Genomic DNA, 11,705 nt, shown 5'->3' with positions numbered 1-11,705 from the left:
AGGAAAGTTGGGAAATTTTGTATAATTGATATTTGAGTTAATTAGCGAGAGGGCTGGGAGTCATGGTAGGCATCGGAACCAAACTCACTTTAGCAGAATATCTAGCTTTGCCCGACGGAGATGTATATTGTGAGTTTGTAGATGGTGAAGCGGTTCCTAAAGTGTCTCCAAAATTTTTTCATTCCAGTTTACAGGGAGCTTTGTGTCGCCTGATTCGTGTATGGTGTAAAGGACGCGGGCGAGTGCTTCCAGAATGGGCAATTTTGTTAAAACGTCAGGATAAAGATTGGGTACCTGTTCCCGATTTGACCTATATTTCTTATGCGCGTCTGCCGAAAACTTGGCGGCAAAATGAAGCTTGTCCCGCAATTCCTGAACTGGTGATTGAGATTATCTCTCCTGGTCAAACCATGCAGGAATTTGAAGAGAAGGCAAAAGATTATTTGGCGGCGGGAGTTCCGCGAGTTTGGGTAATCGATCCAGAGGCTATTTTAATTAGAAGTTTTTTGACCGATGGTTCGAGTCAAGTTTATACGGATAATACATTGATTGTGGATGAGTTGCTGCCTGGTTTGGACTTGACGACTAGACAGATTTTTGAAGAAGCGGAATTGATTGATTAATTGAGGGCGATCGTACTCTGTGCAAGATATCAGTGGTAGGGTGGGTGACAGCGGAAAAACTTTAACTCGCGGCGGTGGGACTATTGACTGTCACGCACCGCACGCGGGCAAAGCATTGAATAATACGCTGTCACGGGAAACAAGCTCACTTACACTTCGAGACGGATTTTGACTGTAGTGCCAAAAGCTTTTCTGAAGGCTGATTCAACATCGGGAAGTTTTTGAATTGCTATTAGCAAAAGTGGTGTTGAGGAGACTTTAATCCGGGCTTCGCCATCATGGATAGCAATCAGTTTACCGTGCTGTCGCATCAGTTCTTTAGCGCTGCGTGGTGATATGTGAAGTAGCACAGTTTTCCATGTTAGGTCTAGTATTCCTTGCATTGCTTCTTCTATTTGTTTGAGGGTGTCGTTTTTTTTAGGTAAAACGCCTGGTAGTTCCAGTTGAACGAAATTTTGTGCTTGCATAGCCTTAATCCTGATTTGGAGTTGTGTACATCTCTAGAATCCTTGAGGTATAAAAGTTCTATGGCTGTACTTTTTTCACACGGGGCCAGTACCCCCAAAAGTACGCCACATAAACAGCCAAGTAGGTGGTATAATGGCCAGCTCTCTGAGATTATCCATACAAGGGCGAGAAAAAGTTGATCAGGCTAGAAAGAAGAAGGGCTGGACAAAAAGGGCTCCTGCTTGGTATCTGACTGCTAAGGTTGGACAAGACGCGTTGATAAAGTTTTGGGCGCGCAAACCAATTGTGCAAGAACACTTTGTCGATATTTGTAGGGCTGTAGGTTTAGAAGACTGGCAACAAATGGTGGATGACAGTCCAATTCAGCCAACAGCTTCATACATAGATTTTTCGGTCTATGACGATAACTGGGTAGGGGAAGAAAGGGAGAAACTGATTGAAGCCTTGAGCACTAAGGTGTGCAAGTCTTGTCGCGTCTTGATCCTGGTTGGCATCACAGGGATTGGCAAAACTGCCCTTGCTGAGAGGTTAGTTGAGGAGTTGCGGGGAAACTGGAGGGAAGACAAGGAGAATTTTGAAAGCAGGGAGCAAGTTCCAGATTTTGCCAGTGTTGCGCTTAAATGGCTGGAGAAGTGGAAAGTAGATGTTCCACAAGATCAGCGTCAGCCACAGCATCTGCGACAACGCTTAGTCGAACACTTATGTAATCATCAGCATCTAATCTTAATGGATTCTATTGAATACTTACTTACGGGAACTCCAGATGATGGATGGGGTGATTTTGCGGATGAGGAGTGGGGGAAGTTCTTTGTAAGTTTGTTGTATGAACCATCTTGTAAAAGTCGGTTCATCCTCACATCTCAAGATTTGCCAACTAAATTTGAGACAGCAGAGTGCGATCGCTACAAAAATCTCTGGCATTGCCAACTCTTGAGAGGATTAGAAAGAACTGAGCAAATAGCGTTATTCCAAAAAGCTGAACTAGATGGCGATATACAATCACCACATAGTCCCCTGGGAGTAATTGGGGAAGTTTATGACGGGCATCCTTTAGCCTTGCGGACAATTGCCGGAGAAATTAAGGGTTCTTATGGTGGGAAAGTTAGAGCTTACTGGAAAGATAACAGTCGTTACATTGAAGAGGTAAAAGAGGCTATTGACGAAGCTCGTAACCAAGGAATAGTTAAAGGCGATGAGGATAGGTGGCAGTTAGCATCATACACGAAAGTCTTGCGAAGAAAAGTTAAGGAACGGATTGACAATATATTTGATCGCTTAAAAAATGATGTTTATGATGCCTATGTTTTGCTTTGCACTGCCTCAATATATCGCTGCGACGTAAAAGAAAAGTGGTGGCTGATTAATTTAGAAGACGAGGGTTACAGTGAGAAGCAGCAACAGGATGCAATGCAAACTCTGCGCGATCGGTATTTAGTTGAAGATGGAGGAATTGACGATGAAGATAATAGGCTGGTGGGACAACATAATTTGATTCGCAGTGTGGCGATCGCTCACAGATTAATCCTTCCATAAAAATAAAAAAATCGGAGAAACTTACTATGCAAAATAACCTGCTCCCATCTGGTGAGTTGATTGTGGAAAAGTTAGGTATCAATTCTCATGATCTCCGGGCCCAATTTCCAACTCGCGAGCAGCGGCTTCAGTACAGAGCAGTTGTACAGTGGCTAACTGATTATAAACCGAAGTCAGATGCTTCCAATCTTGAGAAAGTCCGGGGATATTTGGAAGCGTTTTACCATCTTTGTGAAGTCGAAGACTGGAAAAGAGCTAGTGAAATCCTTTTTACTTCTTTAGATAAACAAACACATCAAAATTTACACAATCAATTGGGTAATTGGGGATACTATTTACAACAGATTGAAGTTTATAGCCGGATTTTACATAAGTTAAACGGTATAAAAAATTTTAGTTTTTTAAATGGTCTGGGCAATGCGTATCAAGCTTTAGGAAACTATGAAAGAGCGATGGAATACAATCAGCAAGCCTTGAGTATTGCACTGGAAACTCAAGACCGCCATCTAGAAGGCATAGTTTTGGTAAGTCTCGGAAATACTTATTTATCTCAAAGAAAGTTTTCCAAAACAATGAATTGCTATCAGGATAGTTTAGCTATTGCACAGCAAATCCCAGACCGTCGTATGGAAGGCGTGGCACTAACAAATTTGGGCGGTTTTTACCATATCCAGGGTAACTCTACTCAAGCAATAGAGTATTTAAAGCAAGGTTTGCTCATTGCACAAGAAATTTACGATCGCCAACTTGAAGGAGCCGCATTAGGAGGTTTAGGAGTGGTTTACCGCTCTCGTAAAGAATATGCTACAGCTATGCAATGCCTACTGAAAAGCTTGAATCTTATGCAAGACATTCAATACAGTAAAGGTGTGGAAAAGTCTTTTATGAATGTGGGTGCAGTTTACCGTCGTCTCAAAGATTATACTAATGCGGTTGAGTGTCACAATCAGCATTTATCAATAGCAAAAGAAATACAAGACCCATTGGGTCAGAGACAGGCACTAGCAGATTTGGCATGGATTTATTACCGACAAGAAGATTACAATCGAGCTATTAACTTTTACCAGCAAAGTTTGAGCATTGCGCGACAAACAAAAAGTGACATTGAAGGAGAGTTTTTGGCCTTGTTTGGTTTGGGAATAACTTACACAGCTTTAAAAAATTATATCAAAGCAATTGAGTGCTATCAGCAGGCTTTACCAATTGTGCGACAGATTGGCAACCCGATAGAAATAGCTGTATTATTGGGTATTGCGGAAGCTTATAAGGAACTAAAAAGTTATCCTAAGGCTATAGAGTATTATCAGCTAATATTAATTCTTCTAAGTGAAGTCAATAACAGTGAAGCCGAAATCTTGGCTCTGGTTAGTGTGGGAGAGATTTACTCTCAGCAAGAAGATCACGTAAAAGCAAAAAGTTGTTACGAGCAGATTATATTATTGGCACAAACAACAGGCACTCGTGACATGGAAATGGTAGCATTAACTCGTTTAGGAGCTACCAATTTAAAACTAGGATACAAACCACAAGCTATTGAGTTATACGAGCAGACATTGCCAATTGCCAAGGAACTTGGGGAATATGAACGAGAGATATTAATACTGATTAAATTGGTTTTTTTGTATTTAGAACAGCAAAGATATTCCAAGTTATTTAAATCTTTAATTCGACTGGCATTTAAACATTGGTTGGTTATACCAATATTTATTGGATTATTATTTGCCTTAGCCTTAATAGGAATATTTTCTGTTATTCTATCAGTGATAATTTGGGGATTGATTGCACTTTTCCTCAGCGTAATGGTTACATTTATCTTGTGGCAAGTTTTCCAAAGTATTAAAAATAGTCAGGATAAAGGTGAGTGATACGCAACTTTTTAGTGTACAAACTGACCTAATTTGTAATTTGCTTTAATTTTATCGCTGTTTTGATTATCCATCAATTACTATCCAGAACTCAAAGACTTTCATTAAGTTGCTTCAGATCCCCTTGCGGCTGCACTTGCTTGTGCAAACTAATTTTATCGCCCACTTCATACCCCGAATTAAAACCGGCCTCGCTGCTGACTTGAGAATCTGTTCTCGTTTTGATTTTAACCCCTCGGCCCTCTAGATAATCCGCGATCGCCTGTTGATTTTTCTCAAACATCGATCGCACTACAATCCCTGGAGTCGCCGCCACATCTCCCGAACCCGGAATCCCCGACTCTTCCATCTCCTGTTTTTGTTCCAACAATCTTTGTCTCAACCTTGTCGCGCATCCAACCCGAAAAGCATTCAGATACGCCAACCCCCTGCCGTTTCCTTTGCGGTAATTTGCTCTTTTTTCAATTGCCGAACTCAAATACTCGTACAGATGTTTGCAAACAATCAGGTTGGTAGAAGTTCCCACCAAAAACATACTGCCCGTATAAGTATTTCGCATGGCATTGCAACCGTTAGCGTCGGCAATTCCCGAAAGCAGCATCATTTTCCAAGTGACAAATTTCGATGTTGTTTCAACTGAGTTTTCGTCAATCTCTTCTTGGTGATTTGGCCCTAAATCCGCTAGGCTGAGATTGTACTGTGCCAGTAAAAGGGAAGCTTTTTCGGCTGCCGCAGTCGATTCGTTTTCATTGGATGAGGTGGCGAGGGCTAAAAGCTTTTTGATTCTTTCGACAATACTTGTGTCTGCCATTTTTCAATCAATTTTAGGGTGAGAGTAAGCGGTGGCAAGGATGCGGGGATATTCTCATTTTAGTATAGCTGGGAATGTACGAGGTTTTTTGAGGAGGATTTTTTTGAACCGCAGAGGGCGCAGAGGGCGCAGAGAGAGAAACAAAACAGTAGATTTATTTTTCTTTAAACTCTTGTGGGGTGGGCTTTGAGCAGCGCCCTAAAAGTTAATTTTAAATGCAGAATAACTTAACTATTCGAGGACTTCCAGGACTGATTTGGGCAGCAATTTATCTTTAAACCAGACTACTTTTGCTGGCACGTCATTTACATTCACCCCCGCTTTTTCTAAATTCAGCCGTTCGGAAATAGCTAAAATCAAGTTATCGCATTCAGACTTCTGTACTTGTGCAAATTTCTTTTGCAAATACTCAGGCCGCCAATAGCCAACTATTTCTAATAAAAATACTCGCCCATCGGGATGCACCAACCGAAAGTCGGGAATCATCACACTACCTGGAATCGGAATTAAATCAACTTCTCGCTCTAGTTGCCACTCGGTTTTTGTGGAATTCCATCTTTCAGCAAATGCGGCTTCTAACATACTATCATAAGGCTTGCCAGGGGGATAGTGGCTGACTAAACCGCAGTCGGAATCTAGGGTGAATTTACCTGTTTTCAAAACGCCACTAAAAGGGTCTTTTGTGTGCAGTGTCGAGTGCATACTCCATTTAGTGACGTGCAGCAGTGCGGGCAGCATTTTCGCCAGGGCTAAGCCGTAGCGGGTGCTGGGTTTGAATAAGCTTGTAGGGCCGTCTATTGTCAGTGTAAAACCGTGGTCTGCATCGCCTTCGATGTAAGTCATTAATTGAAATAGTTTCAGATAGCGAAATAAGAGTTTGTATTCTCCTGGATCGTTGCGGTGGGCGGTTAATTGGACTTGACTTGCTCGGTAAAATATGCCTTGAACTTGAGAAAGATTGTATTTGTGAAGCAAGTTTTCGGGTGTTGGTGCATTAAACTCAGTGAGGATTTTGTTTTCGTTTAAATCCGCGTATAAACCTGTAGTGATTTCGCTGCGTAAAACTTCTCTGTTTAACTCTTGGCTGAGTTCACTTGCTACTTTTTCCAGGGTTAATTGGGTGGATTGAGGGCTGGGAGTCGATCGGGCGGACAATGCAAAAACCCGCTGTCTCAACTCTGAGGGTTCTAGGGGACTGATGACTTCCAAGGTGCAGAAACCGCTTTTTAGCAGGTGCGCTAATCCCCGTTTCAGCCGATAATCCGGGCTGTCGCCTTCTAATTCTAACAAGCGTCCGTCGAGTTCGCCCTGGGTTTTGCCGATCGACTCTTGAAAGCAGTCGATCATTTCTGTAGCTACCTCTAAGTTTTTAGCATCTATCTTGAGGCGTAGCGGAATAATTGATTCCCCGTTTTGGCGGTGACTTAATAAATCAGTGGGTAGCATAAGCAGTGAAAAGTTTTACTCAATTTTTTGTTCAACAATCACCATAACTCCCCTAAGTTTTCCCTCTTCTGTCAAGCTTTGGGTAGTCCTAATTCGGCGTTCGGAACTGACAAGATTGATTGTTTCAACCGCCCTCAGAATGCCAGTTGCTTTGTCCCATATTTGAAAAATTATCAAATTATCTCCAACTTCTGTCGCTAGTGTCTTGTAGTTGGAAAAAACCGACTCTAAACCTTCAATTTGCACTTGCCCTTCACCGACAACATGACCCACAAAATTTTGGGTTTCACTCTTGCCATTGGCATAAGTTTGAACGTTAGTTTGCCTCCACTCGTTGTCAACTATTTTCTGGGTTAACACTGCTGTAAAACGCACGGTTTCCTTGCAGTCGGCATCGAGTATTGTCCAGTCTCCCTCCCATACTCCTGTATGTTTGGGGAAGACTTTAAAGTTAGTTATTTGTGCAGTTTCGCTCATTTTTAGGTAATGTAAATTAGTTGATGTTGAGATTATACTCTACTTTGGCAATCTTCAATCTTCCTTATAATCAGCATTTTTTTTCTCCCCATTTTGCTGGCGATGCGACTGCTTTTTAGTCGCCTCTCGGTTGACTCCGTAAATCGATTGTAGATTGTAGTTTTTAAATAGACCTAGGAGTGATTTAATTATCTAGCCATCTTTTCGCTAAGACTACCCATCCCACAACTAACTTATTTAGGCTTACTACCAGGGAATTTCATCATTGTCTTCTCCCCATTTGGCGGGTGATTCTGCTGCTTTTTTGGTTGTCTCTCGGTTGACTCCGTAAATGGGTGTCGGTTTGACAGTTTCTAATTTCTGATATTCTGGCTTTGGCGGTTCTATTTGTGTTTGTGGTTGGGGTTTGTGAGGCTGCATTCCTCCTCGGCGGCGTTGAGAAGTTCTTTCTTCGCTGGTGTCTTCCGTGACGACTTCGTAGAGAATGGCTAACTTATTTACATCGCTGCTTTTGCGGAGAACTCGACCCAATCGCTGAATGTATTCGCGTTCGCTGCCCGTACCTGACAATATGATAGCAATTCTGGCGTCGGGAACGTCCACTCCTTCGTTGAGAACGTGGGAGGCGACGAGGGTTTTGTATTCGCCGCTGCGAAAGCGATCGAGGATTTCGTGGCGTTCTTTGACTGGGGTTTGGTGGGTAATTGTAGGGATGAGAAATTCTTGGGAAATTCGGTAAACTGTGGCGTTGTCACCGGTGAAAATTAGGGTGCGCTGGGGAGAGTGTTCTGCTAGTATTTGGGCTAAGATTCGCAGTTTGCCTTCGGTACAAAGGGCGATTTCTTTGGCTTGGCGGTGGGCTAGCATGGCGCGCCGTCCCAAGGGCGATCGCGCGCTTGCCATGATAAACTGTTTCCAACCATCGAGGCTGGATATTCTGATGTTAGACTGTTTTAAGAAGTCGTTGCGAATGTTGATTAATTCGGCGTAGCGGTCGGTTTCTTCTGTTGACAGTTTTACCATAATTTGAACTATTTTATGGTCGGCTAAAGCATCGCCTGCCAAATCTTCGGGTCTTTTGCTAAATACTGTGGGGCCGATGAGGAAATGCAAATCGCTGTGGCGGCCATCTGTGCGATCGGGTGTAGCTGTCAGTCCGAGTTTAAAAGGCGCGATCGCATATTCGGAAATTACTCGATAAAAGTCCGTTGGCAAATGGTGGCATTCGTCAAAAACCAGCAAACCGTATTTATTGCCCAAGGTTTCTGCATGAATACTTGCACTGTCGTAGGTTGCCACTAAAATTGGCGTTTTGTCTCGCGAACCTCCGCCCAACAATCCGATTTCGATGTCGGGAAAAGCTGCTTTTAAATTAGCATACCACTGGTGCATTAAATCGAGAGTTGGTACTACAATTAATGTACTGCGACCAGTGACTTGCATGGCTAATTGTGCCAGATAAGTTTTGCCGGAAGCGGTGGGGAGGACGACTACTCCTTGGCTTCCTGCTTCCTGCCAAGCTGCGAGGGCCTGTTCTTGATGTGGGTAAGGCTGCATTTCCACGCTGGGTACGAGTTCGAGTAGTTCGTATCCCCTAGCTTCGTCGGTGAAGTGAATGCACTCGGCTTGGAGGCATTCTACCAGCGGGCGGTAGTGAATGGCTCGAATCCGGTATTTTTCCACGCGATCGTCCCATGTCGCAAAGTCCACCCAGTCTCTGCCTTTGGGCGGCGGGTGTAGCAGTAGCGTTCCGCGATCGAATGTTAAGGTAGGTATTCGTGGCATTTGTTTTGAGACCCGCTGAGTGCAAGCCTGTTAAATTATAAGTGACCGATACAATATATTGACAGCAGAATCTCTATCAGCTATTATTTAATCACATCTATTAAACGCTAATGTATTTTAAACTTAAATAGCGTTAACTTAAAATTAAAGAGTCATCCTTTCACGATTGTCAAAGTCAATATTTCTTTTTTCTCCTTCTGTACATCATTAGGGGTTCCTTTATAAAAAATATCGTTCACAAATCAAAGAGAATTACCCTGGTATTTTTTGTGATCGACAAAATTTTCCACATATCAAAAATGTAACAAAAATGTAGTAGGTACTTTAATCATTGCTTATGAATTGACAAAAGGACGTAGGTACTCACGACAAAATGCTTGGTATTGATTAGATATTTTTTCCAAGGCTGCGAGTTCAATTATCATCGGAATAATATGTTTGATTTTATAGAATACAAGAAAAGATTTTTACAAGCGACTAAGGACTGGAATAACGAGAAGTGGAATAATTTTGATGACAATCCCTTCCTGCTTTCGGCCCCAAGGCTTCAAGATTGTCACGTTAAGAATTGTCGTTTTGTTGAAAGTCGATTAAAGATATTGGAATATCTGCCTAAAAATAGTGTGGTGGCTGAGGTGGGAACTCAATACGGGCGCTTTGCCGAAAAAATTATGGCTATTGCCAAGCCCAAAAAGCTGCATTTGATCGATTATAATTTTGATTTATTCAAAGCTGAAATCAGCAACAAACAAAAAAGTCTAGTTCAAGAAGGGATAGAAAATGGAACTGTAGAGCTTCACGAAGGCGATTCTTCGACAATTTTAAGGAGCTTTCCTGATGAGTATTTTGACTGGATGTATATCGATGCCGACCACGCATATCAAGGTGTATGCAAAGATATTCAGCAAGGTTATACAAAAGTTAAAGCCGAAGGAATGATGGTTTTTAACGATTACACGAATTGGTCGGTATGCGAGGTAATGCCTTACGGTGTGGCGAAAGCAGTCAATGAGTTTTGTATTGCCAATAACTGGGAACTCGTATTTTTTGCCTTTCAATCCCTAGGCTATCACGATGTTGCAATAAGGAAAAATACTGGGGAAACGGCAGTGCGAATTCCGTTGCAGGAAGCCAATTCCGAATTGCAGAATTACCAATATCAAATTCAACAGCTACAGTTACAGTTGGAACAAGCTAAAAAGACGATCGAGTGTCTGGAAAATGATCGATTTGCGAAATTGCGATCGATCTGGCAAAAAATCCAACAAAAATTATCCTAGCCCAGCCGGATTGCCAAATCTAAAATCTACAAGAGTATTGTCCCGCTGGGGATGGTTTTTAGGTTAGATTCGATCTACGTATGGCTGAGATTAGAGGTTATAGATGGAAATAGGCGTCCCCAAGGAAATCAAGGATTTAGAGTTTCGAGTCGGGCTTAGCCCCACAAGTGTCCGGGCTTGTTCGGACAAAGGCCACACAGTTTTTGTGGAAACGAATGCTGGTGCTGGGGCCGGTTTCGCGGACGAGGACTACGTTGAAGCAGGCGCTAAGATTGTTTTAAAGGCTTCAGATGTCTGGAATCGCGAACTAATTGTTAAAGTTAAAGAACCGCTGCCTGCTGAGTATCCGCTGATGCAAAAAGAGCAGTTGCTGTTTACATATTTGCACTTGGCAGCCGATCGCACATTAACCGAGCATTTAATCAGCAGCGGAGTCCAGGCCATCGCCTACGAAACCGTCGAACTCCCGGACAGAAAATTGCCGCTGCTGACGCCGATGAGTATTATTGCAGGGCGTTTGGCCGTGCAGTTCGGAGCTCGGTTTCTGGAACGACAGCAAGGTGGCAGAGGAGTACTTTTGGGCGGCGTACCGGGGGTGAGACCGGGTAAAGTTGTGATTTTGGGCGGCGGAATTGTCGGCACAGAAGCAGCGCGAATTGCTGTAGGAATGGGCGCGAGAGTGCAGATTTTAGACGTAAATGTCGATCGCTTAGCCTATTTAGAAACTCTGTTCGGTTCCCGAGTAGAATACCTCTACAGCAGTCCTTTGCAAATTGAAGCAGTTGTTCCCGATGCTGATTTGTTAATCGGTGCGGTTTTGGTCTTAGGTAAAAAAGCTCCAGTGCTGGTTTCTCGCGAATTTGTTGCGAAGATGCACCCCGGTTCTGTGATTGTTGACGTAGCCGTTGACCAAGGCGGCTGCGTGGAAACTTTGCGGGTAACTTCTCACACAAATCCTACTTATGTTGAGGAAGGAGTCGTGCATTACGGCGTGCCCAATATGCCCGGGGCTGTGCCTTGGACTGCGACTCAAGCTTTGAATAACAGCACTTTGCCTTATGTTTTGCAGTTGGCAAATAACGGGATTAAAGCTTTGGAAATGAATCCGAGTTTGGCGAAAGGATTGAACGTGCAGAATCACCGATTGGTGCATCCGGCCGTGCGCGAGGTTTTCCCCGATTTGGCCGATTAGATTCCCCTTTTTTCAGCAAATCCCGTAGGGTGCGTCAGATCAAAGCTTGTGGATTATTAATAACGGGACGCGCTCTGACGCACCCTACTCAACTACACAGCGTTTTGCGATGTTTGGCTAACAGTAAATCCTCGAAACTAAAGCATTTCTCAACCCGAACAGTAATTGGTGCAAAATATTACTCGCCGTCCAGAAAAAAAATAAATTCCCCAAAACACTTGACAG

Annotated in this window: 10 protein-coding genes; 5 read left to right on the top strand and 5 right to left on the bottom strand. The window is 43.1% G+C overall.

Going from position 1 to position 11,705, the window contains the following annotated elements; translation table 11 throughout:
* The first annotated feature begins 62 nt into the window (after positions 1-62).
* Entirely contained in the window at positions 63-623 is a 561-nt protein-coding gene (locus D0A34_20420) for a Uma2 family endonuclease (GenBank protein ID UNU20921.1), read from the top strand.
* A 149-nt stretch (positions 624-772) separates the two neighbouring features.
* On the opposite strand, the gene D0A34_20415 is transcribed toward D0A34_20420, so the two are convergent.
* On the bottom strand, positions 773-1,090 hold the full coding sequence (locus tag D0A34_20415; GenBank protein ID UNU20920.1) for a hypothetical protein: 318 nt from the start codon (positions 1,088-1,090) through the stop codon (positions 773-775).
* A gap of 133 nt (positions 1,091-1,223) precedes the next feature.
* On the opposite strand from D0A34_20415, the gene D0A34_20410 reads away from it, so the two are divergent.
* On the top strand, positions 1,224-2,624 hold the full coding sequence (locus tag D0A34_20410) for an ATP-binding protein (protein ID UNU20919.1): 1,401 nt from the start codon (positions 1,224-1,226) through the stop codon (positions 2,622-2,624).
* 26 nt (positions 2,625-2,650) lie between these two features.
* A complete protein-coding gene (locus tag D0A34_20405) occupies positions 2,651-4,489 on the top strand; it encodes a tetratricopeptide repeat protein (GenBank protein ID UNU20918.1) in 1,839 nt (612 codons plus the stop codon).
* Positions 4,490-4,580: 91 nt separating this feature from the next.
* Here the strand turns inward: D0A34_20405 and D0A34_20400 are convergent, their stop codons facing one another.
* The 4 genes from D0A34_20400 to D0A34_20385 all read right to left on the bottom strand — a co-directional run bounded on the left by D0A34_20400 (position 4,581) and on the right by D0A34_20385 (position 9,008).
* Positions 4,581-5,300 carry a DUF2786 domain-containing protein gene (locus D0A34_20400; protein UNU20917.1) on the bottom strand — a complete coding sequence of 240 codons (720 nt, stop codon included), beginning with the start codon at positions 5,298-5,300 and terminating at the stop codon, positions 4,581-4,583.
* Positions 5,301-5,531: 231 nt separating this feature from the next.
* Positions 5,532-6,746, bottom strand: a complete 1,215-nt coding sequence (locus D0A34_20395; GenBank protein ID UNU20916.1) for a DUF790 family protein — start codon at positions 6,744-6,746, stop codon at positions 5,532-5,534.
* 15 nt (positions 6,747-6,761) lie between these two features.
* Positions 6,762-7,223 (bottom strand): hypothetical protein, encoded by a 462-nt coding sequence (locus D0A34_20390; protein ID UNU20915.1) that lies wholly within the window; start codon positions 7,221-7,223, stop codon positions 6,762-6,764.
* A 246-nt stretch (positions 7,224-7,469) separates the two neighbouring features.
* Complete coding sequence (locus tag D0A34_20385) at positions 7,470-9,008, bottom strand: DEAD/DEAH box helicase (protein UNU20914.1); 1,539 nt, start codon at positions 9,006-9,008, stop codon at positions 7,470-7,472.
* 434 nt (positions 9,009-9,442) lie between these two features.
* Here D0A34_20385 and D0A34_20380 point away from each other — a divergent pair, with 434 nt between their 5' ends.
* Together D0A34_20380 and ald are read left to right on the top strand one after the other, a co-directional pair.
* The gene (locus D0A34_20380; GenBank protein UNU20913.1) at positions 9,443-10,288 is read left to right on the top strand and encodes a class I SAM-dependent methyltransferase; all 846 of its coding nucleotides are present in this window, start codon (positions 9,443-9,445) and stop codon (positions 10,286-10,288) included.
* Between the two features lie 103 nt (positions 10,289-10,391).
* Positions 10,392-11,480 carry an alanine dehydrogenase gene (gene ald, locus D0A34_20375; GenBank protein ID UNU20912.1) on the top strand — a complete coding sequence of 363 codons (1,089 nt, stop codon included), beginning with the start codon at positions 10,392-10,394 and terminating at the stop codon, positions 11,478-11,480.
* Positions 11,481-11,705 lie beyond the last annotated feature (225 nt).

The sequence above is a fragment of the Microcoleus vaginatus PCC 9802 genome, from assembly GCA_022701275.1.
In the GTDB taxonomy this organism is placed as follows: Bacteria; Cyanobacteriota; Cyanobacteriia; order Cyanobacteriales; family Microcoleaceae; genus Microcoleus; species Microcoleus vaginatus_A.
This window is presented reverse-complemented; position numbering and strand designations above follow the sequence as displayed.